Below are 25,706 nucleotides of genomic sequence, written 5' to 3'. Positions count from 1 at the left end.
GCATTCCATCGTGCACCCAGCGGTCGCCGTCGCGCCACGACGGGCTTGCTCTCTGCTGGTAGGCACAGCCTCCTACCGCTCTACGATGGGCGGGTGGAGCTACGCCAGCTGCGCTATTTCGTGGCTGTGGCCGAGGAGCTGAACTTCGGCCGCGCCGCGGCCCGGCTGCGCATCGCCGGCCCGTCGCTCTCCCAGCAGATCAAGGCGCTGGAGCGGGACCTGGGGGTGCGGCTGTTCGACCGGGACCGCCGCTCGGTCGCGCTGACTCAGGCCGGGGAGGCGTTGCTGGCCCCGACCCGGGCGCTGCTCGGACAGGCCGACGAGTTGCGCGCGTCCGCGGCCCGTATGTCCGCCCCTGAACCGGTCCGGCTCGGGTACGTCAACTGGCGACCCCCCGACCTGGCCGCCCGCCTGTCCGGCATAGCGCAGCTGCACGTCGACGCGTGGGTCATGCCGTCACACACCCAGGCCGGCCGGGTGGCCGACGGCAGCATCGATCTGGCCATCTGCTGGGTTCAGACCGATGACCTGGCCGTCTACGATCTCGAGGCTCGGCTGATCGGCGCGGATCGGCTCCACGCGATCTCCGCGGGCTCCGAAACGTCGGCGGTCCGGGCCAGGGACACGCTGGTGTTGCTGGACACCGACACCGTCACCTGGGACTCCTGGAACCGCTATGCCAAAGAGTTCGCCCGCGACACCGGATCCCAGACCGTGCACATCGACGATGGTGGCATCACCGACGCGGCGTTCTTCGACCACGTACGCCGGCTACGCCGCCCCGTCATCAACTCACCGAAGGGTCAGACCACTCCCCTGCCGCCCGATCTCGTCCGGCGACCGGTGATCGATCCGTCGCCGTACTGGACCTGGGCCCTGGTGTGCCGCCACGGCGAGAAGCGCGGCGCCGTACGGGCCGCCGTCGAAGCCCTGACCCGTGACGTCGGCAGGCTCGGTCTGGACGCCGATGCGGCCTGGCTGCCCGTCGGCGACCCGTTCCGCCCGCCTGCACCGGGCGCGGCATTCCCGCACTGGGCGAGGGGCACAGGGCCGACCGACGATTAGGGCCGCGCCACAGAGCTCAGCAGGAGATCGAGCGAACCTCATCATTTCCTTCGTCAAGAATTGAATTCCGCCTGGGCCGCATTTACGCTCCAGAGATCCGATGTCTCCGCATCCCCCGGTGGTGACCATGCCATCCAGACGATCTCTATTGAAGGCCGGCGGCGCTCTAGCCGCCGCCACACTCGTCCCCGGAACCGCGTCGGCGCAGGCCGAGGCCCGATCAGCGGATCCCTGGCACCAAGTGCCGGACATCCTGCGTAGGATCCGGCCCCCTCGCTTCCCCAACCGAAGGTGGGATGTCACCGCGTTCGGCGCCGTGGGTGACGGCACGACCGACTGCACGGCCGCGTTCAAGGCGGCGATCGCCGAGTGCCATCGCAGAGGCGGCGGCCGAGTCGTGGTCCCACCGGGACGCTTCCTCACCGGCGCCGTCCACCTGCTCAGCAACGTCGAGCTGCACGTGTCCGAGGGCGGCGTGATCGCCTTCAGCACCGATCCGAACGCCTACCTGCCGGTCGTCTTCACCCGGTGGGAGGGCACGGAGTGCTACAACTACAGTCCCTTCATCTACGCCCACGGCCAGCGGAACATCGCGGTCACCGGCAAGGGCACACTCGACGGCCAAGCCAGACAGGGCCCCTGGGAGAGCTGGTACGCCAACAGCGGCCCGCAGGGCGCCGACCAGCGGGCGCTGCGCAAGATGGGCGACGACGGCGTGCCGGTCGAGCAGCGCGTGTTCGGCGCGGGTCACTATCTGCGCCCCGCCATGGTCCAGTTCGTGAAATGTCAGAACATCCTGGTCAGCGACCTCACGATCCTCGAGCCGGCCATGTGGACCGTGAACCCGGTCCTGTCCACGAACGTCACCGTGCGCGGCATCACCGTCGTCAGCACGCTGTACAACACCGACGGCTGCGACCCCGAGGCGTCGTCGTACGTGCACATCCACGGCTGCCGCTTCAACACCAACGACGACTGCGTGGCGGTCAAGTCGGGACGCGACGCCGACGGCCGCCGGGTGGGCGTGCCCAGCGAGAACATCGTCGTCCAGGACTGCGCCTTCTCCGGCCGCTGGGGCGGCATCACGGTCGGCAGCGAGATGTCCGGCGGCGTCCGCAATGTCTTCGCCGAGCGGTGCGTGATCAACTCGCCGGACTTCCCCGGCAACTACCCGGTGAAGTACCCCGTCTACATCAAGGCCAGCAAGAAGCGCGGCGCCTACATCGAGGGCGTCTACGTACGCGGCTTCACCGGCCAGAACGTGGACCGCGAGGTGATGTTCGTCAACATGGCCTACAACAGCAACGAAGGAGGCACCGAGCCGGTGTCGGTCCGCGACATCCGGATGGAGCGGACCAGGCTCGACGGCGCCGACGCCGTACTCAACCTCGTCGGCCTGGAAACCGACCACCTGACCGGAGTGCGCCTGGAGAAGTGCGCGTTCACGAACATCACCGGCGCGAACACGATCACGTTCACCGACGACCTGACCCTGCGCAAGGTGTTCGTGAACGGGGTGGAACAGCATTGATGTCCCTCATCGCCCGTCGCCCTGAGGCGGGCCATCCTTCGTCTTACGGTTTCCGTGGATTTAGCGGATACTGCGGGGATGCGGTTGCTGGAGCGGGAGCCGTCGCTGGCGGCGCTGGCTGAGTACGCGGCCGAGGCCAGGCAGGGTGCCGGGCGGCTGGTTCTGGTCTCGGGTGAGGCGGGCGTCGGGAAGTCGGCGCTGGTGGAGCGCTTCCAGGAAGAGCTGCCGGATGCCCGTTGGTCGTGGGGGATGTGCGACGGGCTGTTCACTCCGCGCCCGCTCGGGCCGCTCTTCGACGTGGCGGATCAGCGTCGTGGCGCGCTGCTGGAGCTGTGTCGCGCGGGGGCCGGGCGGGAGGAGTTGTTCCGCGGGCTGCTGCACGAGGTCAGTGAGCCCGGGACGCTGAACGTGGTCGCGGTCGAGGACGTTCACTGGGCCGACGAGGCCACCCTGGACATGCTGCGGTTCCTCAGCCGGCGGCTGTGGAGCGCTCCGGTGCTGGTCATCGCCACCTACCGGGACGAGGGTCTGGCGGCGGACGATCTGTTCCGGGTCGCCCTGGGCGATCTGGCTTCGCAGCGGTCGACGCGGCGGATCGCGCTGGCGCCGCTGTCCGCCGACGCGGTGGGGCTGCTGGCCCGTGGGAGCGGGTGGGAGGCGTCCGCGCTGCACCGGCTGACCGGCGGGAACCCGTTCTACGTGACCGAGGTCGTACAGGCCGGCGTGACAGAGGTGCCCCCATCTGCGCGGGACGCGGTGCTGGCGCGCGCGACGCGCCTGGACGGCGGGTCCCGTCAGGTGCTGGACGTGGCGGCGCTGACCGGGACCAGGGTCGAGTCGCGATTACTGGCGTCGGTGACCGGCTGCCCGCCGTCCGCCCTGGACGAGCTGCTCGGGTGCGGGCTGGTGATCGAGGACGGCCCGTGGCTGAGGTTCCGTCATGAGATCGCGCGGCTGGCGGTGGCGGGGGCGGTCTCGGCGCATCGCGGCCGGGCCATTCACGGCCTCGTACTGACCGCGCTGGCCGACCTGGGGTGCGACGACGAGGCCCGGATGGCCTTCCACGCCGAGGCGGCCGGCGATGCCGAGGCGGTTCTGCGGCACGCGCCCGCCGCCGCCCGCCGTGCGGCGTGGCTGGCCTCGCACCGTGAGGCGGCGGCGCAGTTCCGGCGGGCCCTGCGGTTCGCGGACGGGGCGGACGCCTCGACGATCGCCCGGCTGTACGAGGGGCTGGCCGACGAGGCGGCGCTGCTCGACCAGTGGGAGGACGCGGCCGATGCCTGCGAGCACGCGCTGGCGCAGTGGCGCGAGGCGGGCGATCGGCTGCGGGAGGGCGACACGCTGCGGCGGCTGTCACGCACTCTGTGGAACCTTGTCCGCGCGGATCAGGCGGTCGCCGCCGTCGAAGCCGCCGTGTCGGTTCTGGAACCGCTCGGGCCGAGCGTCGAGCTGGCCTGGGCGTACGCCATCTTCGCCAACCGGCGCATGCTGCAGGCCCAGCACGACGCGGCGATCGACCTGGCACGGCGGGCGCAGACGATCGCCGAGCGTCTGGGCGCCACCGACGTGCTCAGCGATGTGCTCAACACCATGGCGGCGTCGTCCGCGGCCAAGGGCGAGGACTGGGTGGGGGGCATGCGCCGGGCGTTGGATCTCGGTCTGTCCGGGCGCCACCAAGATCAGGCGGGCCGGGCGTTCGCGAACTTCTGCGCCACGTACGTGAGCGAGCGGCAGTTCGCCGAAGCCGAGCCGCTGCTGGTCGAGGGCCTCGCCTATTGCGATGAGCGGGATCTCACCACGTACGCGATGCACCTGCGCAGCGAGCAGGCCGCCATGATGGAGCGGACGGGACGCTGGGACGAGGCGGTGACGCTCTGCGCCGAGATCCTCGCCGTCACGCCGCTCTCCTCGTGCAGCCGGTTGTGCATCGTACGCAAGCTCGGCGCGATCCACGCCCGCCGTGGCGAGCCCGGCGTCTGGGCGTATCTCGACGAGGCGGCCGAGATCGCCGACCGTACCCGCGAGCCGCAGCAGATCGTGCCCGTCCGGCTCACCCGCGCCGAGGCGTACTGGCTGGAGGGGAAGCCGGACCACGCCCGCCGCGAGGCCGAACTGGCCGCGGACACCGCCGAGGGTTGCGACGCCTGGGATCTCGGCGCGGTCGCCGTCTGGCTGCGGCGGACCGGCTCTCGCCGGCGGGCGCATGGCGCGCACGCCGAGCCGTACCGGCTGGAGCTCGGCGGTGATGCGACGAAGGCCGCGCATGCCTGGACTGAGCTGGGGTGCCCGTACGACGCCGCGCTGGCCCTGGCACACGCCCCACGGGAGCCGGAGCTCCGTCAGGCCCTGAAGATCCTCACCGGTCTCGGCGCCTTCCCCGCCACTCGCATCGTCAGGCGCAAGCTCCGCGAACTCGGCGCCCGGTCACTCCCTGCCGGTCCGCGTGCGGCGACCCGAGGGCATCCGTTCGGGCTGACCCGGCGCGAACACGAAGTGCTCGCCCTGCTCTGCGCCCGATGCACCAATGCCGAGATCGCCGCGAAGTTATTCATCTCCACCAAGACCGTCGGTCACCACGTCTCGTCCATCCTCGCCAAACTGGGCGCCCCGAGCCGCAACGCCGCCGCCGACCAGGCCATCAGGCTCGGCCTGGCCGAGCGGGAACCCAGGGCGGAAAGTTAGGCATCGCCCGCCGCAATATAGGGATCGGCCACCGATCCCCACCGCCGCCCTGTCCCCGTACGGTCGAGCCACTCACCACGGCACGGGGACTCATTACGGCGATAAGGGGGACGGCATGGCGCGGTGTACCAGCCCGTCTGTCATGGACATGCGGCCGATTGTCATGGACATGGACATGGACATGCGGCCGATCACCAGCGACGGTCGCGCCGACCTGCTCATGGAGCTGCTGCGGCGCATCATCGACCTGTTCCAGCCCACGGACTCGCGCGCCGAGCAGTGCCTGCTGGAACTGGGCACCCTGCTGGCCCGGCCGATCGAAGATGCCGGCCGATCGGCCGTGTCCTGCCGGCGCTGGGGACGGCAATGGCGGATCGAGCTGGCCGGCCGGACCGTGTACGTCGAGCACAGCGTGGGGATGAACCACCTGGCGCTCCTGCTGGCCAACCCGTACCAGGAGATCTCCGCCCTCGAACTGGCCGCCGGCTCCACCCTCCCCGGCCAGTCGACAGGCCGGGACGGCGAAAGCGCCCAGCCGGTGCTCGACGACCTGGCCAAACGCCGCTACATGCAGCGGCTGTCGCACCTGCAGGCCGAGATCGACGAGCTCGAGTCGATGAACGACGCGGAACGGGTCGCCGGGGTACGCGCCGAGCGCGACTGGCTGCTCGACGAGCTGGCCGCGGCCACCGGCCTCGGCGAGCGGACCCGCCACTTCACCGGCAGCGCCGAGCGCGCCAGGGTCGCGGTGGGCAAGGCCATCAGACGTACGGTGAACCGCATCGCGGAGGCCGATCCGGTTATCGGGGATGAACTGCGCGCCACCGTACAGACGGGCATGCGCTGCTGCTACCAGCCCAGTTGGCCACGGGCCTACCAGGACAGGTGAAGCTAGTGGTCCGGCGGGACGCGGTAGACGGACACATGGGGCTCGGCGAGGCGGTCCACGGTCGGGCCCAAGACCTCGGGCGCGCACATGCCGGTGCCCGGCGTGTCATAGCATCCCAGATCTCCTCCTGTTGCATGCCGCCGACGATGGTCATGGGTGTACGCGTTGTCCAACGATTTTGCGGTCATCCAGGGCGGGCGATCTCAAGACGCCGTGCGGACCATGAACACGTCCACCGGATCCTCGGTCTCCAGCGTGAACCCGTGCCGCTCGTACAGCCGCCGGGCAGGGCTTCCCTGCAGCACGTTCAGCCGGACAGGGACACCGTCACGGTCACACTGATCCAGCAGCTCGCGCAGGACGCCCGAACCGATGCCGGAGCCCTGCAGGTGCGGGGCCAGGAAGAAGTGCTCCAGCCAGCGGGCGTCCTCGGCCTCCCGTAGCGCCACGCAGCCGGCGAACTCGCCGCCGACCTCGATCACCCAGGTGTGCGACGGGTCGTAGGCGTCCCGCATTCGCTGCCGTACCCGGTGCTCGTCGTACCGGCCGAGCCGCTCCAGATCCGCCCGCATCACCACGGCGCGTAGCTCGACCATCGCCTCGATGTCCGCCGCCAAAGCCCGCCGAATACCCCAATCCACCATGATGTGGCACTTTACGGCACACGTGCGACCCCTCGTAGCCGGGGATGCGGTGTCTGGGGAGGCACCGGTTGATGTGGTGCTTATGTGGCGCGCTTGGTCTCTGGGCCGCTCGCCGAGCCCATGGCCTGTCTGGTGATCGATACAGCGAGGGCGTTGAGTGCCGCGTACCGCAGGGAGTCGCCGGTGATCTCCTGGGCGAGCTGCTCGGCGCGGTGGGCGTCGGTTACCGCGAACGCCGCAACCGCGATGTACCGCAGATGATCCCGGCCGGGACCGCGGTACTCCCGCAGGAGCTGCTCGACGACATGTGGGTTCGGTACGGCGGTCTCGATGATCGACAGATACGCGGTCGATCCTGCGGCCAGGGCGACCTCCAGCAGGTGGCGCAGGATGGGACCGGTACGTTCGGGCCTGGAGTCGGCCCATGCTGTCGCCGCCACGGCCATCAGGGTCGTGGCGACGCGCTCCAGATCATTCTTGTCGAGCCGTGCCTTGCCGGGCTGTTGTGCTCGGGTCTCAGCGAGGTCGATGAGGCGCATGGCCAGCTCCGGATCGACGGCGACGACATCTCGGGCGACCACTGTCAGCTGCTGCGCGCTCAGGTCCGTGGCGTCGGCGCGACTCGTGATGTACTGGGCAGCCTGCTGCGCGGTTTCGGCGGCGACGGCGCGCCCGGCCGCTGCGATCCTGCCCATCATGGGGAGAACCCATGTTCCCTCGGCTTCGAGGGCGGTCTGGTACGCGGTGTTGAGCCACCACCGTGCCTGCAGAGGGTTGGTCTCGGCGAGCGCGCCCGCCATGTCGACGAAGGCCTCGATCCGATATTCGACATCACTGATCCGCGAGGCGATGGTTTCGGCCCGCGACGGGTCGCACCATGCCGCGCCGGTGGCGATGTATTTCAGATGCCACGGACCGACGTTCCTCTGGCCGGCGCCGACCTTGGGCTGGGCTCCCCAGCGGGCCCACCAGGAAGCGGGCTTCACCGAGACCGGTTTCTGGGCCGCAGGTGCCGCGACGCTCTGTTCGGCCGCGTCGAGCAGCGGCCGGTGATCCTGCCGGGTAGAGCCCGCTGCCTTGAGGATGTCGCCCCAGGCACATGAGCGAACGACGGACTCTCTGATCTTGCTGATGATCTGTTCCGCCCGGGCGAGGTCGACCCGCGCGACCTCCACAGCGGTCTCCTTGAGTGCGAAGTTCCGCTGGCTGGCTTCGCCCGGGACGTCGAGCGCGGCGGCTTCGGCGAGGTCGATCAGCTGCTCGGCGTGTCGCCGATCGGCGGCATAACCGATCTTGGCGATTTCCGCCAGGGTTTGGGGCTGGAGGAACGTGTAGTCGGAGTGGGGTGGGAGCATGCGGGCCACTTCTACTGCCCGGGCCATCAGCTCGGTGGCGTGGTCAGGGGCGTTGACGGCCATCTTGTCGGCCGTGGCCGCCAGCGCCTTGGCTCGCAGCTCGCAATCGTCGAAGTCCACGACCCGCCGCTCAACGCTGTCGAGCACCGTGAGCGCCCGCTGAGGATCCACCGCGATCAGCTGGTCGACCAGATAAACGAACACCTTGTGTTCCACGGCGTTCGGACCGTCGTCGAGGTGCTGGGCGAAGAGCTGTTCGGCGTGGCCGACCAGCCGCAGGGCGCGGTTCCTGTCGGGCAGTTCGTCGGCGAGGGCCAGTAGAGCCACTGCTCGGCATACCTCCGAGGGGATGCGCCGCAGATACTGCTCCGCGTGGTCGGGATCGGCCTCGACGATCGCGTAAGCGACTCCGTACAGCGCCTCTTCTCGCTCGTCGGGATCGGCGATGGAACCGGCGATCCGTAGGGCGTGGTCGATCGCCGGTCGGTCCGTCGAATCGGCGGCCCGCCCAGGGATAGGGGCGGCCTGCCCAGGGATCGTAGCGCCGCCAGAAGGTTCGGAGAGGTCCTCTTCGAGCTGGGTGATCAGCGCGGTGACCGTGGGCGGGAGCCATGGCGTGGTGCTTTCGGCCGATGCGGCGAGCCGGTCGAGGAGATCGGCGGGGCTGGGCCGGTGCTCAGGAGTCTTGGCCAGGCAGGCGTCCACCAGGTCGACCAGGTCCTTCGGCAGGCCGGTCAGGTCGGGGTCGTCATGGCGGATGCGGTGCATGACCGCGTGGCCCTGACCGGTACCGAACGGGCCGCAGCCGGTGGCGGCGAACACCAGCACCGCCCCCAGCGAGAACACATCGCTGGCCGGGCCCACCTCGCCGCCTCGGCTCTGTTCGGGGGACATGAACGCCGGAGTGCCGATCACGGCCCCCGAGACGCTGTGGGAGGCGGCCTCCAAAGCGCGGGCGATGCCGAAGTCGATGACCCGGGGACCGTCGCCGGCGAGGATCACGTTGCCGGGTTTGAGGTCGCGGTGCGCCAGTATCTCTTCGTGGATGGCGATCAGGCCCTCGGCCAGGCCCGCCCCCAGCACACCGATCGCCGCAGGCGGCAGCGGTCCGTGCGTGGCGACGGCCTGGTGCAGGGTCGGGCCGGGGATGTAAGCGGTGGCCATCCACGGCGAATCGGCGTCAGTGTCCGCGTCCACCACCTGCGCGGTGTAGAACCCGCCGACCCTCCGGGCCATACTCACCTCGATCGCGAACCGGCGTCGGAACTCCGCATCGCCGGCCAGGTCCGAGCGCACCACCTTCACCGCGACCGGCCGGCCGCCCCGGGTACGGCCCAAGTACACCTGCCCCATGCCGCCACCGCCCAGCCGGCCCCTCAGCCGAATTGGCCCCACTTGGCGTGGATCATCGGCCCATAGCGGCTCCATATGCCACCCTTTCCGCTGAACAACCCGGCACGCACGGCAAACACACTCTTTCAAGAAACGGGTTGTCCGGGGCACTTGGTTCCATGCGCACGACTGATCAGCGGCTCGCGATGTCACCGGGGCGGGCCCGAGAAGACATGACGCGGGCCAATTTTCGGCCATCGCCGGGAAGGCAGTCCAGGGCATTTACCGGACAATTCGGGAGGGCATTTTGTCCGGTGATTATTCCGGTTCTCCCGCTTATGCTCGGCTCCCATGGAGAACATGGAGACCACGGAGAAAGAGACGGTTCTCGGCCTTCAGCGGCAGTTCGACGCGGCGGAGCTGGCCGCCGACGCCGGACGCCTGCGCGAGTTACTGGCCGACGACTTCCAGTCGATCGGGCCCAAGGGGTACGTGCTCGACAAGGAGCAGTGGATCGGTCGCCACGCCCAATTCCAGTACCACGCCCTGGACACCAGCCAGATCGACATCCGGATGTACGGCGACGCCGCGATCGTGCGCAATGTGCAGAGCAACCAGGCGACCTCTCACGGCCGGGCGGTGGCGCTGCGGGTGCGGGTGTCCCAGACGTGGGTCAGGCAGGAGGGCTCGTGGCGGCTGGCGGGCATCCAGTTCAGCCCGATGGCCGACGACGCGTAGCCCGTCCTCGTCCCCGTCCTCGGACATGCCGCCCGATGTCCGGTAAATGTCCTGGCCCAATGTCCGGTAAATGTCCGGTTGCTGTCCTGGCCCGATGATCCGCTGGGATAGAGGATGGAGACCACTGCGCGACCCCCAAGGCGGTAAGCACGATGACGACACAGACGATCCCTCCGCTCGGCCGGGTGCTGCGGCACTGGCCGGTTCTGGTCGGGGTCGGGACCGCCGTGCTCATGATCCTGGACATGGCCACGGGCCTCGAGCTGGCGAAGGTGCTGGCCGCCTCGGCGGTGGTGTACCTGGGTGCGGCCGCGTTCGGGAAACCCGCCTCGACCTGGCCCGTGTTCTTCCTGACCTTCGTCGTCATCCTGGCCGCGGACCTCATCGATGACGACTTCGAGGCGACCTGGGCGGTGCTGGGCCTGGGCGTCCTGCTGGGCGGCTACGGTCTGCTGCGCGGCTACGGTCCCCGGCGCGGTATCCGCCCTGAGCCCGGAGGGCTGCCGTTACAGCTGGTCGCCATGCTCGGTTTCGGCGCCGCGGCCACGATCGCGCTGTTCGTCAACCCGACGGTCGGCAGCTACCTGGTGGCGCTGGGCCTGCTCGGCCACGCCGCATGGGACGTCTACCACTACCGGGCGAACCGAGTGGTGACCCGGTCGCTCGCCGAGTTCTGTCTCGTGCTCGACACCGCTCTGGCCGTGGCGATCATCGTCCTGACGGCGACGGCGTGACCCCGGAGGAATGATGAGCCATCTCAAGGACCGGGTCGCCCTGGTCACCGGCAGCTCCCGAGGGATCGGGGCGGCCATCGCGACCGCGTTCGCGCAGGCCGGCGCCCGAGTCGTGCTGCACGGCCGCGACGAGGCCGCGCTCGCCGCGGTCCGGGCGCGCGTCGACGACCTCGGCGGCGAGGCCATCAGCGTGACCGGAGACGTCACCGTCGCCGCCGACCTCGACCGGATCCGCGAGCAGATCCTCGAGCGCTACGGCCGCGTCGACGTGCTGGTCGCCAACGCCGGTAGCTCGGACAGCCGCCCCGTACCCATCGAGGACATCACGGAGGAGAGCTGGCGGGCCGACATCGACCGGAACCTGACCGGCACCTTCCTGACCGTCAAGTGCTTCCTGCCCGGTATGAAGGAGCGCCGGAGCGGCAACATCATCACCCTGTCCTCGGCGGCCGGGCGCAAGCCGAGCGAACGGACGATCGTCGCGTACGCCGCGGCGAAGGCCGGTGTGCAGCTGTTCACCCAGGATCTGGCCGCACAGGTGGGCCCGTTCGGCATCCGGGCCAACTGCCTCGCCCCGGAGACGATCCTCACCGACACGAATCAGCAGTGGATACCGGCCGACGTCCAGCGCTCGCTGGCCGAGTCACACCCGCTGCGGCGGCTCGGCACGTCCGAGGACGTCGCCCGGGCCGCGCTCTTCCTCGCCTCCGACGACTCGAGCTGGATCACCGGCGTCATCGTCGACATCGCCGGTGGCGCGGTATTGGTGTGACTCCTCAGCCCGACCCTGCGGCCGGGCGGAAGATGGGGACCGCTTCGCCGCCCTCGGGGTGCTCGAAGGCGACGCGGACCGGCAGGCCGGCGTACACCTCCTCGGGCGCGGCACCGGTGATCTGGAGCTGCAGCCACGGCTCCTCCTCCAGCTCGACGATCGCGACCACGGTCGGCGGCGCGCCCTTGGTGTGCACCACCGACCAGCTCACCACCGACCCCGCGCCGGAGGCGGCCGTCCAGGACAGCTCGGGTGAGCCGCACCGCGGGCACGTACGCGCCTGCGGAGCGGAGAAGCCGCCGCACTGATCGCAGTGCCGGATCAACAGTTCGCCGCGCGCGGTGCCGTCGAAGAACTCGGCGGTGGCCGCGTCGCGGTGGACGATTCCCACGGGCATCGGCATGCTCCTATCGCGCGTGCGGGCTGAGGATGAGGGTGGAGTGGTGGTCGAGTACGCCGCCGTTGCCGCTGACCAGCACCATGTCGTTGCGCGGGGCCTGCCGGTCGCCGCCCTGGCCGCGGGCCTGGATGACGGCCTCCGACAGCGGGGTCATCCCCCACATGTAATAGGAGGAGAGCTGGCCGCCGCCGGTATTGACGGCCAGCGTCCCCTCCGGTCCCAGTACGCCGCTGGCGACGAAGGGGCCACCCTCGCCCTTGGCGCAGAAGCCGTAGTCCTCCAGGGAGATGAGCGCGGTGTAGGTGTAGCAGTCGTACAGCTCGGCGACGTCGATGTCGTCGATCGACACCCCGGCCATCTTCAGCGCCGTCGGCCCTGACAGAGCGGCGCCGCTGACCAGGCCGAACTCGCTGTCCCTGCCCATGACGTACCCCGGATGCGCCTGTCCCCAGCCGCGGATGTGCACGGCGGGCTGGGGGAGGTCGGCGGCCCGGTCGGCGGAGGTGACGATGACCGCGACGCCGCCGTTGCTGACCAGGCAGCAGTCGAGGAGGTGGAACGGCTCGGCGATCCACCGGGAGCTCTGGTGGTCCTCGATGGTGATCGGAGCCCGCATCTGGGCCAGGGGGTTCCTGGCCGCCCAGGCGCGCTGCGCGACGGCTATGTGCCCCAGTTGCTCGCTGGTCGTGCCGTACTTCTGCATGTGCCTGCGTGCGGCCAGCGCGTACATGGTGTTGGCGCTGTAGATCCCGGAGGCCGCAGTCAGGCCCTGCCAGCCGGCCAGTCTGCGGCCCGCGCCGGCGTAGGCCGCGCCGCCCCCGGACGCCTTGTCCTTGAGCGGTGCGTCGGCGAAGACGCAGGCCACCACGTCGGCCATGCCGGAGGCGACGGCCATGGCGGCGTACTGGACCATGGCGCCGGCCGACGAGCCGTACGCCTGCACCTCCGACAGCAGGCGCAGCTCGCGCAGCCCCAGGTCCCGCTGGAGGCTCAGGCCGACGTCGGCGGTGAGACCGGTGTTGGTCAGCAGGCCGTCCACCTGGCGCAGGTCGAGACCGGCATCGGCGGCGGCGAGCCGTACGGCGTCGGCGGCGAACTCCGGCGCGCTCCGGCCATAGACCTTGCCCATCTCGGTGATGCCGAGACCGGCGATGACCGACGTGTGGTTCATCGTCCCTCCCAAACCGGGGCGCGCTTCTCGGCGAAGGCGCGTGGCCCCTCCTTGGCGTCCGCCGACCGCATGAGCGCGGCGCTCTCGGCGGCGGTCCGCTCCCAGGCGGCCTGCTCGGACGGGATGGTGCCGTCGGAGATGCCGCGCGCGATCCGCTTGCTGGCCTGCACGGACAGCGGGGCGTTCGCGCTGACCGTCTCGGCCAGGGCGAACGCGGCGGTCAGCAGCTCGGCCCGCGGTACGACCCGATTGATCAGGCCGAGCCGCAGGGCCTCGGCGGCGGTGACGGGCTCACCGGTCAGCAGGATCTCCATGGCGACCTTCGTGGGCAGCTGCGCGGCCAGCCGGAACGCGCCGCCCGCGCCCGCGAGGATCCCGCGCTTGACCTCCGGCAGCCCGAACGCGGCGGTCTCGGCGGCCACCACCAGGTCGGCCCACAGGGCGATCTCGGTGCCGCCGCCGAGCGCGAACCCGTTGACGGCGGCGATGACCGGCTTGGCGATGGGATGCGTGACACATCCGGCGAAGCCCCAGTGCGGCTTGAGCCCTTCGGTGGAGAACTCCCCGCGGGCCACCGCCTTCAGGTCGGCACCGGCGCAGAACGCCTTGTCCCCCGCCCCGGTCAGCACCACGGCCCGGACCGACGCGTCCGCGTCGGCCTCGTCGAGAGCCTCACCGACGGCGCGGGTCAGCTCCGCGTTCACGGCGTTGCGGACCTCGGGCCGGTTCAATGTGATCAACACGATGTGGTCGCGGCGCTCGACGAGCGCGGCGGGCTCACCCATGGTCGACTCCTTCATTTACTCTGTACGGTTGCTTCTTCCAGCACGCCCTCGTCGATGAGCGCCTGGATCTCGGACTCGGCCAGGCCGAGCAGCTTGGCGGCCACCAGCCGCGTGTGCTCTCCCGCCAGCGGCGCGGGGCGCAGCTCGGGGTCGGCGACCCCACGGAAGGTGGCCGGGGCGTTCTCGGTACGCAGGGCGTGCTCGATGTACGGATGGCGCATCTCCCGCAGGAACCCACGGGCGGTGAGCTGGGGGTCGTCCAGATACTCGATGACCCGCCGCATCATCCCGGCGGGCACCCCGGCCTCCTGCAGCCGCTCCATGGCCACTCCCGGCGGGGTGGCGGCCGTCCACTCGGTCACGGCCGCGTCCACGAGGTCGCGGTGCGCGCGGCGACCCGCGGCGGTGGCCAGCCGCGCGTCAGTGCTCAGGTCGGCGCGGCCGATCACCTCGCACAGGCGCCGCCACTGCTCGTCGCCGTCCACGCTCACCACGCACCACTCGTCGTCGCCCGCGCACGGGTAGACCCCCTGGGGCGCGTCCCACTCGCCGCTGTTGCCGTGGGCGGTGAACGAGCCGGGTTCCAGTGATTCGCGCAGGAAGCCGGTGGACAGCTGAGTGAGGATCGTCTCGGCCTGGGCGACGCTGACCGTGCCGCCCTTCCCGGTACGCCGCCGCTCGATGAGCGCGGCGAGCACGGCGACGGCGCCGACCCGCGCGGCGATGTGGTCGGGATAGATGGTGATGCCGTCGCAGAACCCGGCCTCGACCTCGGTGTCCCGCCAGAGCCCGGTCAGCCCGGCGGAGGCGCGGACGAGCGGGCCGTAGCCCATGCGCCTGCTCCACGGCCCGGTCGGGCCCAGAGCGCTGCTGTCGGCCATGATGATCTTGGGGTTCAGCTCGCTGATGACGTCGTAGCCGACACCCAGCGACTCCAGCGTGCCCGGCTTGAAGTTGGACAGGATGACGTCGGAGTCGGCGGCGAGCCGCTTGAAGAGGTCCAGGCCCTCGGGCGAGCGGAGGTTGATCCCGGCGCTGAGCTTGTTGCGGTGGCCCCAGGCGAAGCCGACACTGATGACCTCGTCGCCGAGCGACTGGCGGCTGCCGTCGGGGTAGGCGCGGCTCTCGATCTTGATGACCTCGGCGCCCTGGTCGGCGAGCAGCCGGCCCAGCTCCGCACCGACCACGATGACACCCAGGTCCAGCACCCGAAGCCCGTCGAGGGGCCGCCGCGTCACGCCCTCGGCCGAGTCGGTGGTGACCGGCCTATCGAGGGCCGTGCCGGAAGTGACCGGCTTGCCGGGCGTCACCGCGGCGAAGATCTCGTCGTCGTGCTCCCCCGGCTCGGGGGCCCGGTGCCGGAACCCGGCCCGTACCCCGTTCACCTCCACGTACCCGGACGGCACGCGGCCGGTCAGCCCCGGGGCGACCTCGGCGTCGAGCAGACTGCCCCGCGAGCGGAAGTGCGGGCTGTCGAGCACCTCGCCGGGGTCGAGCAGTGCCGCGATCGGCACGCCGCGCTCCTGGCCCTGGGCCACGAGCTCGTCCCTGGTCCGGTCCCTGAACAGCTCTCCCATGAGGACGCGCAGCCGCTCAGCGGCTCCGAATCGGGCGCCCATGCTGTCGTACTTGGGGTCGGCGAACTCCTCAGGCTCCCCCAGCCAGCCGAACATCCCGCGCCACTGCCGTTTGGCCAGCACGCAGATCCGGACGTATCCATCGGCGCACGGGAAGATCGGGTACAGGTCGCCCGCCTGCGGACGGCCGCGCGGCAGCCGGGTGGCCGGGACCCCGCCGGTGGCCGAGCCGCCCATGCCGAAGCCCGGGTCCAGGACCTGGGCGGTCACCTCGTACACCGAGCAGTCGACGTGGTCGCCGCGACCGGTGTCGAGCCGGTTCAGGTACGCCAGCAGGCCCGCCCACGCGGCCTGGACGGCCGCCGACTCGTACGCCAGCGGGCCGGGCGGCATGACCGGCTCGCGGCCCGGGATGCCGGAGCGCGACAGCACCCCGCCGAGCGCCATGTGCGTCCAGTCGGTGCCGACCCAGTCCCGGTACGGGCCGGTCTGCCCGAAGTCGGTGATCGAGACGACGACCAGTGCCGGGTTGCGGGCGAGCAGCGCGTCCGCGCCGAGACCGAGGCCGTCGAGGGTGCCGGGACGTTCGGTCTCGATGAGGAAGTCCGCCCCGGCGGCCAGGTCGAGCAGCCGGTCACGGCCGGCGGAGTCGCGCAGGTTCAGGGTGACGCCGCGCTTGTTGGCGTTGTGCGTGGCGAAGTAGAGGCTCACGCCGTCGTGGACCGGTTCGCGGTGACGGGTCGGCGCGCCGCCGGGCGGCTCGACACGGATGACGTCGGCGCCGAGGTCGGCGAGGAAGCGGCCGCACATCTCGGCCTTGCCATCGGCCAGGTCGATGACCCGAAGACCGGCGAGGGGAAGGCCCCTGGCTGCGGGCATGGTGAATCACCCCACGGTGTGAATGATGCGCGAGTACGGCGGACAGGACCTGTCGCGGCGGAGGGATCCCGGCCCGCGAGCAGCGATTTATGGCCGCTCGCCAGGATTGTTGCGAACAGGTTTCCTACAACCGTGAGGATGCCACCCAGTTTTCGGTCTGAAAACGTCCGAATCGGCAACGTGCTACGCGTCCCGATCGGCAACATGGCCCCTTCCGGTGGCCGACCGCCGGTTCCGCCTGGACGCCCCCCTTGTCCATCACAGCGATTCCAGGCCCTGTATGGCGATGTCCACGGCCCGCCGGGTCGACGCCAGATAGTCCTGCTCCGACTCGCCGTACGTCTCCAGGCTGGCCAGCCCAGCCGCCTGCACCGCGCCCATGAACGCGCCGGTCGCCGACGCGGCGCTGATGGGGTCCAGCCGGTCGGGGAATGCCGCCAGCAACGCGCCGGCGATCCGGCGCTGCGCGTCGAACGTCATGAGCAAGGCCTTGGCCTGCACGGCGGGAACGGTCGCGAGCACCCTCTGGTAAACCTCCGCCAGCTCTGGGTCCTCGATCCCCGGCCCTTGGCGGAGGTAGTTGGCGATGACCTGGTCATAGGTCCTGCGCAGCACCTGCGGCACCGTGTCGTCCGGCGCGCGGTCGGCGATCACCTCCAGCGCCAGCCCGTAGTACTGCTCGACCTCGGCGAACAGCACGTCCTCCTTGCTGGGGAAGTAGTTGAAGAACGTCTTGGTGGACACGTCCGCCGCCGCGGCGATCTGCGCGCCGGTGGTCTCCTCGTAGCCCTGCTCGGCGAACAGCCGGACGGCCGCGCGGATGAGCAGTTGCCTGGTCTGCCGCTTCTTGCGTTCACGCCGTGTCTCCTCCATAAGGTGTGATCTTACATCAGAATATTTTTACACTGTTGTAAATTTGCACCAATTGATGGTATCCAGGAGTCATGACCCAAGGAGCCTTACTACCTCGCCTGGCACCCGCCGTCTGGCTGCTCTTCCTGGCACCGCTGACGGGCGAATACCTGATGGGCAACATGTCGATCACCGACGTGGGCAACCTGCTCGCCCTGATCCCCCTGTACGGCTGCGGCGCCCTCCTCATCCGCGAGTTCGCCCGCCGCACCGGACGCGGCTGGCCCACCATGATGATCTTCGCGCTGGCCTACGGCATGATCGAGGAGGCCTTCGTCACCCAGACACTCTGGAACCCGAACTGGTCCGGCTTCCGCATCCTCGACTACGGCTTCATCCCCGCGCTCGGCCTGGCCGGGCCGTGGACGATGTTCATGGTGGGCGTACACACGGTGTTCAGCATCAGCGTCCCGATCGCGGTCGCGGAGACCCTCGCCGGCTCGCGGCGCACCACACCGTGGCTGGGCAAGATCGGCCTCACGGTCACGAGCGTGCTATACGGGGTCGTCGTCCTGGGCGGCGCCATCGCCGCCATCGCCCTCACCGACTTCGCCTCCCCGCCCCAGCTCATCGGCGCCGGAGTCGCCATCGCCGCGATCATCGTCGTCGGCCTGCGCCTCCCCAGGCACAGCACCGATGCCACTCCCCTGCCCGGCCGCGCCCCCAGCCCGTGGGTCGCCGGCACCTTCGCCCTGATCGCCGGAACCGTCTTCGTCCTGCTGTACGCGGTCGACCCCACCGGCCTGTCGCCCTGGCTGGCAGAGGCGATCCCCCTCCCCGCGTGGCTCAGCATGCTCCTCTATCTGGCGCTGTTCGTGACCGCGGTCACCGTGCTGGTCCGCTGGTCACGCCGCGCGGGCTGGTCGCAGGCCCACCGGCTGGCACTCGCCGGCGGGGCCATGCTGACCTACGCCTGGCACTCCTTCCCGTGGAGAGTCATCCCGCTCCCTGGAAACCCACCGCCCGGCCTTCCGGTGGACCTGGCCAGCAACGCCCTCTTCACCGTAGGCGCGATGGTCCTGCTGGTCGTCGCGGCGCGGCGGCTGAGCCAACCCTCGGCCGACACCACGGCGGCTATTCGGCAGAGCCGGCAGGCCGATAAATCGTGATGATCGTCTGATTACCTCCCGCATTCACGGCATCGAAGGCTCGGGGCACCTCGGGCGAGCCGGCCCACTGCGGGAACTTCATCCAGAGCAGCGGGTTCGCGGTGGCGATGAACGTCACTCAGGACGGGAACGGGCGGCTGTTCGGGACCGCCTCCTGGCCTGGCGGCGTCGGGACGATCGAGGAGGGGGCGGTGGACGGCACGCACATCTTCTTCACCATCGGCTGGTCGAACGGACCCAGAGGCCGATACGAGGGCTCGCTCGGCCCGGACAGGCGCCTGTCCGGCACCACGTTCGACCTGAACAACCCGTCGCATCAGGCCACCTGGGCCACCACCACCACCAGGTTCTAGAACCGCACCTTCCGCAGGTAGCGATATCCGACCTCGGCGGTACGCCGGGGAGTCACATCGGGAGTGTCGTTCTCCACGATGTACTCCAACACGCGGTGCTTGTCGAAGATGCGCCGGAAGTCGATGGTCCCGGTGCCGAGGTCGGCCATGTCGCCGTCGGGCGCTCGATCCTTGACGTGGAACTGCAGCACCCGCTGCGGCGCCCTGCGGATGACGTCGAGCGCGAAGCGCACCGGATCGGGGGCCCCGCGCCCGACGCCGCCGGTGACCGCCCAATAGAGGTCGATCTCCAGATGGACCAGATGCGGATCGAGCTCGGCGGTGAGCACGTCCCAGGGCGTCTTACCGCCGCCGAGGTCGGTGGTGAACTCGTGGGCGTGGTTGTGGTAGCCGTAGCGCAGCCCGGCCGAGCGGGCGGCCCGCGCCTCGACGTTCATGCGCTCGGCCCACGCCTTCCACTCGTCCTCGCTGGTGGAGTTCAGGTAGGGCACGACCATGAAGGACTGGCCGAGGGTCAGCGCGTTGGAGATCTTCGTGTCCAGACCGGCCTGGTCGGTGGTGAGGCCGTCGTGGCTGGAGCTGGCCCGGATGCCGATCCCGTCGAGGAACTGGCGCAGCTGCTGGGCGGTACGACCGAAGTAGCCGAGCGCCAGCTCGACCTTCGGGTAGCCGGTCTCGGCCAGATAGGTGAGCGTGGCATCGTAGTTCTGGGCGAGGTCGTCGCGTACCGTCCAGAGCTGGATGCTGATCTGGTTCGGCGGGATGCGCTCCCCGCCGGAGTGGTGCGGCGGCGTCGCCGCGGCGGCGGGCGAAGCGGCGGCCAGCGCGGCCGCCCCGAGTCCGAGGCCCGCGGCGAGCAGGGAGCGCCTGCTGGGACCGTAGCCGTAGCACATGGGAGAACTCCTAACGTGTGGGCTGGAGGACGACCTGGTCGCTGCCGGTCAGCGGGGGCAGGTCGGTGCCGCCGGGGTCGGTGTAGCCGGCGACGAAGACGCCGGTGAGATGGTCGGTCTCCGGATCGTGTCCGCTCGGCAAGGTGGTCTGGATGGAGCCCGTGCAGCCGCGGGCCGTGGTCTGCGGGTGGCCGTGGTCGTCGTGGCCGAGGATGTAGTCCACGGTCACCTTGGCGCAGTCCACCGGCTGGTCGTCGGTGACCCGCACCTCGAACTCGACGACGTCGCCGAAGTGGAACGCCTGCCCTTCGGCGGGCCGGATCAGCTCCACGACCGGCGCGGCGTTGCCGACCACGATCCGTACCGATGTCGCCGCGGACATGCCGGCGGTGTCGGTGACCTTGAGCGTGGCGTTGTAGAGGCCGTTCTTCTGGTAGGTGTACGACGCCTCGGGGCTGCGGGAGTCGACCTTGCCGTCGGCGTCGAAGTCCCAGGCGTAGCGGAGCCTGTCGCCGTCGGGGTCGGTCGTACCCGCGCTGGTGAAGCGGACGGTCAGGGGCGCGTGGCCGTCGGTCGGCGAGCCGGCGGCGGCCGGGACGGGAGTGTGGTTGCCGGTGTTGCCGATGTAGTCGTAGCGCGCGAGCTGGGCGTCCGGGTTCTCCTGGAAGTAGCCGTCGCCGTACTCCAGCACGTAGAGCGCGCCATCAGGGCCGAACTCCATGTCCATCGGGTTGTCGAAGACGAACGAGGGCAGCACGTCCTCGATCCGCCCGTCACGGTGGAACGCCTTGACGTAGTCGCGGGTCCACTCGTAGAAGAGCGGAACGCCGTCGAAGTACTTCGGCCACCCCACGGCAGTCCGGCCGCGCGTGTTACGCGGGTCGAAGTGGTACGCCGGACCGGCCATCGGCCCGATGCCGCCGGTGCCCAGCTGCGGGAACTCCGCTGAAGCCCCGTAGGAGTACCACACGTTCGGCTGCGTCACCGGTGGCAGCGCGCGCAGGCCGGTGTTGTGCGGCGACTCGTTGACCGGCGCGGCGCAGTTGAACGCCGCGCCTGACGTACCGGTCGCGAAGTCGTAGTCGACGTACGGGAGCCGCGCCGTCGCACAGTACGGCCAGCCGTAGTTACCGGCCTTGCGGATCACCGTCCACTTGCCGGTCCCCGACGGGCCGCGCTGGGGATCGGCCTCCCGCGCGTCGGGCGAGTAGTCGGCGACGTAGAGCTCGCCCGTGGACCGGTTGAGCTCGATGCGGAAGGGATTGCGCAGGCCCATCGCGTAGATCTCCGGCCGGGTGCGCGCCATGCCGGGCGGGAACAGGTTGCCGCGCGGAATCGTGTAGGACCCGTCGGCGCGGACCTTGATGCGAAGGACCTTGCCGCGCAGGTCGTTGGTGTTGCCGGCGCTGCGCTGGGCGTCGAAGGCGGGGTTGTGGTCGGGCCGCTCGTCGATGGGGTTGTAGCCGTCGGAGGAGAACGGGTTCGTGTCGTCGCCGGTGGACAGGTAGAGGTTGCCGTCGGCGTCGAAGACGATGTCCCCGCCGACGTGGCAGCAGATGCCGCGGTTCACCGGCACGTCGAGGATGCGCTGCTCGGTACGGAGGTCGATCGTGGTGCCGGTGAAGCGGAAGCGGGACAGCCTGATCAGCCCGTTGAACGGCGCGAAGTCCGCCGGTGTGCCGGTGACCGGGGCGTCGCCCTCGTTGAAGTCCGGCGTCGCCGGGTCGTCGATGGGAGTGTTGAGCGGCGGGGAGTAGTAGAGGTAGACCCAGTCGTCGGCTTTGGAGCCCTTGCCGAAGCCGGGGCTGAGGGCGATGCTCTGCAGTCCCTCCTCGTCGTGCCGATAGACGTTTAGCCGGGCGGCCTCCGTGTTGAGACCGGTCTTCGGATCGTGCAACCAGACCACACCGGGCCGGGTGGTGTGCAGGACCCTCGAATCTGGTAACACCGCCAGGTCCATGGGCTCACCCGGATTGTCGTTCAGCGTCACCTTCTGGAACTGGCTGTCGGGCGGCGGAGCCGCGATGCCCACGGTCTCAGTGACAGTGACGGTCCCGGTGGCGTTGGCGGCGGCGGCCGGCATGAGGATCGCCGCAGCGGTCAGGGCGGCGAGCGCGGTTCTCGTTCTCATGCCTCTCCCTTCGTTCTGCTCAGGGGGATAAGAGAGGGCAAATTAACGTGAATGTAACCCGGCTTACGCCGATCGAGGAGGGCCTAATTACGCACGATCAAACAGCTTTCGCCTCAGATCGGACTAAGTACCGCACGTCACTGGACCGTTCAGGTGCGGTGAGCCTTGCCTGAACGGTCCAGCGGTTACGAGCGGGGCGTGACCGGAGCCAGCCAGAGACCGACGATCGCGTCGATCAGCCCGGTCGCGGCGTCGTGCCAGCTGGACCGGGGTGTGGAGGTGCCTTCGGCGAGCGCGCGCTCGCGCTCGGCGATCATGTGCACCATCAGCTGACGCGCCATGTCACCGCGTTCGAGGCGTACCTCCAGCGGCAGGTCGGGAAGACACCGGTTGAGCCCGTCGATCGCCTGGCGCAGGGACGGCGAGCTGATCGTCTCCTCGATCATGATCTCGCGCAGCGCGGGATCGGTCATCACCTGGGCGCTGAACCGGGCGAACCAGGTGGGGTTTCCCAAAGCGCCCAGGTGCTCGGTGATCGGGCGCAACAGGCAGCCCACCCAGTCCCGCGCGTCCGTGGAGCCGGCCGTCTCGGCCAGCATCCGCAGGCGCAGCCGCTCCATCGGCTCGGTGTGCTTGCGCACGATGGCGCGTACGAGATCCGCCTTGGTGCCGAAGTGGTAACCGACCGCCGCCGTGTTGCCCTGGCCGGCGGCCTCGCTGACCTGGCGGTTGGACACGGCGAAGACCCCGTGCTCGGCGAACAGCCGCTCCGCCGCCGTCAGGATCTGCTCTCGCGTCGCGCTCACGCGCTCGGCCCGGGCGGTTCTCTCCATCAGGTCACCACCGTACTGGAAGCTCGCTCAGTCCGCCGACGACGAGCCCTTCGACCCGGCGCAGTTCCTCGGCCGTGACGGCGAGCTCCAGGGAGGGCAGCTTGCGCAGCAGCACGTCGAGCACCGCCTGCAGCTCGGTACGGGCCAGCGGCTGGCCGAGGCACGAATGAGCCCCGGCGCCGAAGGCCAGGTGTGGGTTCGGGCTGCGGCTGAGGTCCATCTCGCCGGCCCCGTCGAACGCGCTCTCGTCCCGGTTGGCCGCGGCCATGTCGCACAGCACCGTGGTGCCGCGCGGCAGGAGGGTGCCGCCGACCTCGACCTCCTCGCCGATGTAGCGCGGCATCCCGAACCCGAGGTTGGCGTCGAAGCGCAGGGCCTCCTCCACCGTGGTGCGGACCAGCGACCGATCGGCCAGCAGCCGCTCCCAGCGGCTCCGGTCGGTCAGCAGCATGGCCATCATCTTCGCGATCATGTTCGCGGTGGTCTCGTGCCCGGCGACCAGCAGGCCCATGCCGGTGGCCACCAGCGCCGCGTCGGACATCTTGCCGCCCTCGGCGTCGGTGCCCGTGATGAGCTCGCTGAGCAGGTCGTCGCCCGGCTCCTCGCGCTTGGCGGCGATGTGGCCGGCCATGTACGCCACGAACTCGGCCTGCGCCGCCTCGGTCTCCGCCTGCGTGTAGCGGGTCAGGTTGAGCAGCGAGTCGGACCAGTAGGAGAACCTGTCGCGGTCCGAGTCGGGGACCCCGAGCATGTCGCAGATCACCCAGACCGGCAGCGGGAAGCCCAGGCTCGCCTTGAGATCGGCCGGTTGACCCTGCCGCACCATGTCGTCGATGAGCTGCTCGGCCATCGCCTCGATCCCCGGCCGCAGCGCGTTCATCCGCTTGGCCGTGAACCACTTGGTGATCATCCGCCGCCACAGCAGATGGCCCTCGCCGCTCTGCGGGAGCGCCGTCGCCATCTCGCTGTTGAACACGCCGCCCGACTCGCTGTCGGAGATCCGGGCCGCGTCGTCGGCGCTCAGCTGCCGGGTGAAGCGCGGGTCGGACAGCACCTGCTTGACATCCGCGTAGCGCGTGAGCAGCGACGCCTCGTCCCCGCTGGGCAGCGTCACCCGCGCGACCGGGCACTCCTGCCGCAGCCGCGCCCACTCCGCCGGCGGCTCCAGCGCCCCTTCTCTGGAAAGCGGGTAGCTCAACGCCTGCTGGTCCTGGCTCTGGCTCACCGTACGTCCTCCTCGAATTCGGCCCTCGGTACGCGCCCAGTCAACCGGCCCTGCTAATTTAAGTCAAACAGTTGATTTAAGTTGTGACCGGATCGCTGATATCCGGCCGCTCGGACGGAGACCTTTCCATGCGCCATGCACAAGCTCAGCCCTTCGAGGCCGAGCCGCCCGGCCCGCCGCGGACCAATGCCGTCGTGGTGGTGCTGGCCTTCGCCGGGATCGTGGTCGCGCTGATGCAGACCCTCGTGATCCCGCTGATCCCCCAGCTCCCCCGGCTCCTGAGCGCCTCGCCCTCCGACGCCACCTGGGCGATCACCGCGACGCTGCTCGCCGGCGCCGTCGCCACCCCGGTCATGGGACGACTGGGCGACATGTACGGCAAGCGGCTCATGCTGCTCATCAGCCTGACCCTGCTGGTGGCCGGCTCCACCGTCGCCGCCCTCAGCGACTCCCTGGCGCCGATGGTCGTCGGACGGGTCCTGCAGGGGCTGGCGGCCGGCGTCATCCCCCTGGGCATCAGCATCATGCGCGACGAACTGCCGGCCGAACGCCTCGGCTCGGCCACCGCGCTGATGAGCGCCTCACTCGGCGTGGGCGGCGCGCTCGGCCTGCCCGCGGCCGCCTTCCTGGCCGAGCGCACCGACTGGCACGTGCTGTTCTGGACTGCGGCGGGATTCGGCGCCGTGGCCGCCGTGCTCGTGCTCACGCTCGTACCCGAGTCCAGTGTCCGCAGCGGGGGACGCTTCGACCTGGTGGGCGCGGCCGGACTGTCGGCCGCGCTGGTGTGCCTGCTGCTGGCCATCTCCCAGGGCGCCGGCTGGGGCTGGACCAGCGGCCGGACCATCGGGCTGTTCGCGGTCTCGGTCGTCGTCCTGCTGCTGTGGGGCTGGTGGGAGCTGCGTACCAGGCAGCCGCTGGTGGACCTGCGCGCCACCGCGCGCCGTCAGGTGCTGCTCACGAACCTCGCCTCCGCCGTGTTCGGGTTCGCGATGTTCGCGATGTCCCTGGTACTCCCCCAGCTGCTGCAGCTGCCCGAGGCCACCGGCTACGGGCTGGGCCAGTCGATGCTGGTCGCGGGCCTGGTGATGGGTCCGTCGGGCCTGGTGATGATGGCCACAGCACCGCTGTCCGCGCGCATCTCCAGGGCCAGGGGTCCCAAGACGACGCTGATGGTCGGCGCCGTCGTGGTCGCCGCCGGCTACGGCCTGGGCACTGTGCTGATGTCCGCGATCTGGCAGCTCGTGCTCGTCTCCGCGGTCATCGGGGCCGGCATCGGCCTGGCGTACGGGGCCATGCCCGCGCTCATCATGGCCGCCGTACCCCTGTCCGAGACGGCCGCCGCCAACAGCCTCAACACGCTGATGCGCTCGATCGGCACCTCGATCTCCAGCGCCGTCTCGGGCGCCATCCTGGCCCAGCTGACCATGTCCCTCGGCCCCGTGATCGTCCCCTCCCAGAACGGTTTCCGCGTCGTCCTGGCCCTCGGCGCCGTCATGGCCCTCATCGCTCTGGTGATCATGTCGTTCATCCCCGGCCGACGGCCGGCCGCCGCCACCGGGACGACGCACACCGCCGTCCCCGCGCCCGCGAAGGAGCCTTCCCGCTGATTCCCTCCGGCGGCCCTGCCCTGGCCCTGGCCCTGCGGAAAGGTCGCCCCGCAAGTTGAGTAGAGGCCTACTCATGACCCGGCCGAGCT

21 protein-coding genes are annotated in these 25,706 nt (G+C 70.1%); 10 read left to right on the top strand and 11 right to left on the bottom strand.

What is annotated here, in order from left to right:
- The first annotated feature begins 93 nt into the window (after window positions 1–93).
- The 4 genes from AB0C30_RS34520 to AB0C30_RS34505 all read left to right on the top strand — a co-directional run bounded on the left by AB0C30_RS34520 (window position 94) and on the right by AB0C30_RS34505 (window position 6,167).
- Window positions 94–1,065 (top strand): LysR family transcriptional regulator, encoded by a 972-nt coding sequence (locus AB0C30_RS34520; protein WP_357952325.1) that lies wholly within the window; start codon window positions 94–96, stop codon window positions 1,063–1,065.
- Window positions 1,066–1,165: 100 nt separating this feature from the next.
- Window positions 1,166–2,596 carry a glycoside hydrolase family 28 protein gene (locus AB0C30_RS34515; RefSeq protein ID WP_357952324.1) on the top strand — a complete coding sequence of 477 codons (1,431 nt, stop codon included), beginning with the start codon at window positions 1,166–1,168 and terminating at the stop codon, window positions 2,594–2,596.
- 78 nt (window positions 2,597–2,674) lie between these two features.
- Entirely contained in the window at window positions 2,675–5,278 is a 2,604-nt protein-coding gene (locus AB0C30_RS34510; protein WP_357952323.1) for an AAA family ATPase, read from the top strand.
- A gap of 169 nt (window positions 5,279–5,447) precedes the next feature.
- Window positions 5,448–6,167: a hypothetical protein gene (locus tag AB0C30_RS34505; RefSeq protein WP_357952322.1), complete on the top strand. Its 720-nt coding sequence runs from the start codon at window positions 5,448–5,450 to the stop codon at window positions 6,165–6,167.
- Window positions 6,168–6,370: 203 nt separating this feature from the next.
- On the opposite strand, the gene AB0C30_RS34500 is transcribed toward AB0C30_RS34505, so the two are convergent.
- Together AB0C30_RS34500 and AB0C30_RS34495 are read right to left on the bottom strand one after the other, a co-directional pair.
- The gene (locus AB0C30_RS34500; RefSeq protein ID WP_357952321.1) at window positions 6,371–6,811 is read right to left on the bottom strand and encodes a GNAT family N-acetyltransferase; all 441 of its coding nucleotides are present in this window, start codon (window positions 6,809–6,811) and stop codon (window positions 6,371–6,373) included.
- A gap of 80 nt (window positions 6,812–6,891) precedes the next feature.
- On the bottom strand, window positions 6,892–9,594 hold the full coding sequence (locus AB0C30_RS34495) for a serine/threonine-protein kinase (RefSeq protein ID WP_357952320.1): 2,703 nt from the start codon (window positions 9,592–9,594) through the stop codon (window positions 6,892–6,894).
- 255 nt (window positions 9,595–9,849) lie between these two features.
- On the opposite strand from AB0C30_RS34495, the gene AB0C30_RS34490 reads away from it, so the two are divergent.
- The 3 genes from AB0C30_RS34490 to AB0C30_RS34480 all read left to right on the top strand — a co-directional run bounded on the left by AB0C30_RS34490 (window position 9,850) and on the right by AB0C30_RS34480 (window position 11,742).
- Window positions 9,850–10,236 carry a nuclear transport factor 2 family protein gene (locus AB0C30_RS34490; RefSeq protein ID WP_357952319.1) on the top strand — a complete coding sequence of 129 codons (387 nt, stop codon included), beginning with the start codon at window positions 9,850–9,852 and terminating at the stop codon, window positions 10,234–10,236.
- Between the two features lie 152 nt (window positions 10,237–10,388).
- A complete protein-coding gene (locus AB0C30_RS34485; RefSeq protein ID WP_357952318.1) occupies window positions 10,389–10,970 on the top strand; it encodes a hypothetical protein in 582 nt (193 codons plus the stop codon).
- Window positions 10,971–10,980: 10 nt separating this feature from the next.
- Complete coding sequence (locus AB0C30_RS34480) at window positions 10,981–11,742, top strand: SDR family NAD(P)-dependent oxidoreductase (protein ID WP_357952317.1); 762 nt, start codon at window positions 10,981–10,983, stop codon at window positions 11,740–11,742.
- 4 nt (window positions 11,743–11,746) lie between these two features.
- On the opposite strand, the gene AB0C30_RS34475 is transcribed toward AB0C30_RS34480, so the two are convergent.
- The 5 genes from AB0C30_RS34475 to AB0C30_RS34455 form a co-directional block, all read right to left on the bottom strand.
- Complete coding sequence (locus AB0C30_RS34475) at window positions 11,747–12,139, bottom strand: OB-fold domain-containing protein (RefSeq protein WP_357952316.1); 393 nt, start codon at window positions 12,137–12,139, stop codon at window positions 11,747–11,749.
- A gap of 10 nt (window positions 12,140–12,149) precedes the next feature.
- Window positions 12,150–13,313: a thiolase family protein gene (locus AB0C30_RS34470; protein ID WP_357952315.1), complete on the bottom strand. Its 1,164-nt coding sequence runs from the start codon at window positions 13,311–13,313 to the stop codon at window positions 12,150–12,152.
- On the bottom strand, window positions 13,310–14,098 hold the full coding sequence (locus tag AB0C30_RS34465) for a crotonase/enoyl-CoA hydratase family protein (RefSeq protein WP_357952314.1): 789 nt from the start codon (window positions 14,096–14,098) through the stop codon (window positions 13,310–13,312). Before AB0C30_RS34465 ends, AB0C30_RS34470 begins: the two co-directional genes overlap by 4 nt.
- 11 nt (window positions 14,099–14,109) lie before the next feature.
- On the bottom strand, window positions 14,110–16,554 hold the full coding sequence (locus AB0C30_RS34460; RefSeq protein ID WP_357952313.1) for a CoA transferase: 2,445 nt from the start codon (window positions 16,552–16,554) through the stop codon (window positions 14,110–14,112).
- Window positions 16,555–16,812: 258 nt separating this feature from the next.
- Window positions 16,813–17,427 (bottom strand): TetR family transcriptional regulator, encoded by a 615-nt coding sequence (locus tag AB0C30_RS34455; protein WP_357952312.1) that lies wholly within the window; start codon window positions 17,425–17,427, stop codon window positions 16,813–16,815.
- A 71-nt stretch (window positions 17,428–17,498) separates the two neighbouring features.
- Between AB0C30_RS34455 and AB0C30_RS34450 the strand changes: the two genes are divergently transcribed.
- Window positions 17,499–18,575 carry a hypothetical protein gene (locus tag AB0C30_RS34450; RefSeq protein ID WP_357952311.1) on the top strand — a complete coding sequence of 359 codons (1,077 nt, stop codon included), beginning with the start codon at window positions 17,499–17,501 and terminating at the stop codon, window positions 18,573–18,575.
- A 107-nt stretch (window positions 18,576–18,682) separates the two neighbouring features.
- Complete coding sequence (locus AB0C30_RS34445; RefSeq protein ID WP_357952310.1) at window positions 18,683–18,928, top strand: hypothetical protein; 246 nt, start codon at window positions 18,683–18,685, stop codon at window positions 18,926–18,928.
- Here AB0C30_RS34445 and AB0C30_RS34440 read toward each other — a convergent pair.
- The 4 genes from AB0C30_RS34440 to AB0C30_RS34425 form a co-directional block, all read right to left on the bottom strand.
- The gene (locus tag AB0C30_RS34440; protein WP_357952309.1) at window positions 18,925–19,821 is read right to left on the bottom strand and encodes a sugar phosphate isomerase/epimerase; all 897 of its coding nucleotides are present in this window, start codon (window positions 19,819–19,821) and stop codon (window positions 18,925–18,927) included. The genes AB0C30_RS34445 and AB0C30_RS34440 overlap by 4 nt on opposite strands.
- 10 nt (window positions 19,822–19,831) lie before the next feature.
- Complete coding sequence (locus AB0C30_RS34435; RefSeq protein WP_357952308.1) at window positions 19,832–21,952, bottom strand: PQQ-dependent sugar dehydrogenase; 2,121 nt, start codon at window positions 21,950–21,952, stop codon at window positions 19,832–19,834.
- Window positions 21,953–22,137: 185 nt separating this feature from the next.
- Window positions 22,138–22,785 (bottom strand): TetR/AcrR family transcriptional regulator, encoded by a 648-nt coding sequence (locus tag AB0C30_RS34430; protein ID WP_357952307.1) that lies wholly within the window; start codon window positions 22,783–22,785, stop codon window positions 22,138–22,140.
- 4 nt (window positions 22,786–22,789) lie between these two features.
- The gene (locus AB0C30_RS34425; RefSeq protein ID WP_357952306.1) at window positions 22,790–24,010 is read right to left on the bottom strand and encodes a cytochrome P450; all 1,221 of its coding nucleotides are present in this window, start codon (window positions 24,008–24,010) and stop codon (window positions 22,790–22,792) included.
- Window positions 24,011–24,138: 128 nt separating this feature from the next.
- On the opposite strand from AB0C30_RS34425, the gene AB0C30_RS34420 reads away from it, so the two are divergent.
- A complete protein-coding gene (locus tag AB0C30_RS34420; protein ID WP_357952305.1) occupies window positions 24,139–25,617 on the top strand; it encodes an MFS transporter in 1,479 nt (492 codons plus the stop codon).
- Window positions 25,618–25,706 lie beyond the last annotated feature (89 nt).

The sequence above is a fragment of the Nonomuraea sp. NPDC048901 genome (assembly GCF_040649695.1).
Lineage (GTDB): Bacteria > Actinomycetota > Actinomycetes > Streptosporangiales > Streptosporangiaceae > Nonomuraea.
Note: the sequence above shows the minus strand (reverse complement) of the source record. Positions and strands in the feature narration are given on the sequence as shown.

Excerpts from the sequence above, each read along its gene's own strand:
- AB0C30_RS34430 (WP_357952307.1), bottom strand. The coding sequence starts at position 22,785 with ATGGAGAGAACCGCCCGGGCCGAGCGCGTGAGCGCGACGCGAGAGCAG.
- AB0C30_RS34465 (WP_357952314.1), bottom strand. The coding sequence starts at position 14,098 with ATGGGTGAGCCCGCCGCGCTCGTCGAGCGCCGCGACCACATCGTGTTG.
- AB0C30_RS34460 (WP_357952313.1), bottom strand. The coding sequence starts at position 16,554 with ATGCCCGCAGCCAGGGGCCTTCCCCTCGCCGGTCTTCGGGTCATCGAC.
- AB0C30_RS34510 (WP_357952323.1), top strand. The coding sequence starts at position 2,675 with ATGCGGTTGCTGGAGCGGGAGCCGTCGCTGGCGGCGCTGGCTGAGTAC.
- AB0C30_RS34455 (WP_357952312.1), bottom strand. The coding sequence starts at position 17,427 with ATGGAGGAGACACGGCGTGAACGCAAGAAGCGGCAGACCAGGCAACTG.
- AB0C30_RS34445 (WP_357952310.1), top strand. The coding sequence starts at position 18,683 with ATGAACGTCACTCAGGACGGGAACGGGCGGCTGTTCGGGACCGCCTCC.
- AB0C30_RS34515 (WP_357952324.1), top strand. The coding sequence starts at position 1,166 with ATGTCTCCGCATCCCCCGGTGGTGACCATGCCATCCAGACGATCTCTA.
- AB0C30_RS34480 (WP_357952317.1), top strand. The coding sequence starts at position 10,981 with ATGATGAGCCATCTCAAGGACCGGGTCGCCCTGGTCACCGGCAGCTCC.
- AB0C30_RS34500 (WP_357952321.1), bottom strand. The coding sequence starts at position 6,811 with ATGGTGGATTGGGGTATTCGGCGGGCTTTGGCGGCGGACATCGAGGCG.
- AB0C30_RS34420 (WP_357952305.1), top strand. The coding sequence starts at position 24,139 with ATGCGCCATGCACAAGCTCAGCCCTTCGAGGCCGAGCCGCCCGGCCCG.
- AB0C30_RS34440 (WP_357952309.1), bottom strand. The coding sequence starts at position 19,821 with ATGTGCTACGGCTACGGTCCCAGCAGGCGCTCCCTGCTCGCCGCGGGC.
- AB0C30_RS34435 (WP_357952308.1), bottom strand. The coding sequence starts at position 21,952 with ATGAGAACGAGAACCGCGCTCGCCGCCCTGACCGCTGCGGCGATCCTC.
- AB0C30_RS34475 (WP_357952316.1), bottom strand. The coding sequence starts at position 12,139 with ATGCCCGTGGGAATCGTCCACCGCGACGCGGCCACCGCCGAGTTCTTC.
- AB0C30_RS34485 (WP_357952318.1), top strand. The coding sequence starts at position 10,389 with ATGACGACACAGACGATCCCTCCGCTCGGCCGGGTGCTGCGGCACTGG.
- AB0C30_RS34470 (WP_357952315.1), bottom strand. The coding sequence starts at position 13,313 with ATGAACCACACGTCGGTCATCGCCGGTCTCGGCATCACCGAGATGGGC.
- AB0C30_RS34450 (WP_357952311.1), top strand. The coding sequence starts at position 17,499 with ATGACCCAAGGAGCCTTACTACCTCGCCTGGCACCCGCCGTCTGGCTG.
- AB0C30_RS34495 (WP_357952320.1), bottom strand. The coding sequence starts at position 9,594 with ATGGAGCCGCTATGGGCCGATGATCCACGCCAAGTGGGGCCAATTCGG.
- AB0C30_RS34505 (WP_357952322.1), top strand. The coding sequence starts at position 5,448 with ATGGACATGGACATGCGGCCGATCACCAGCGACGGTCGCGCCGACCTG.
- AB0C30_RS34490 (WP_357952319.1), top strand. The coding sequence starts at position 9,850 with ATGGAGAACATGGAGACCACGGAGAAAGAGACGGTTCTCGGCCTTCAG.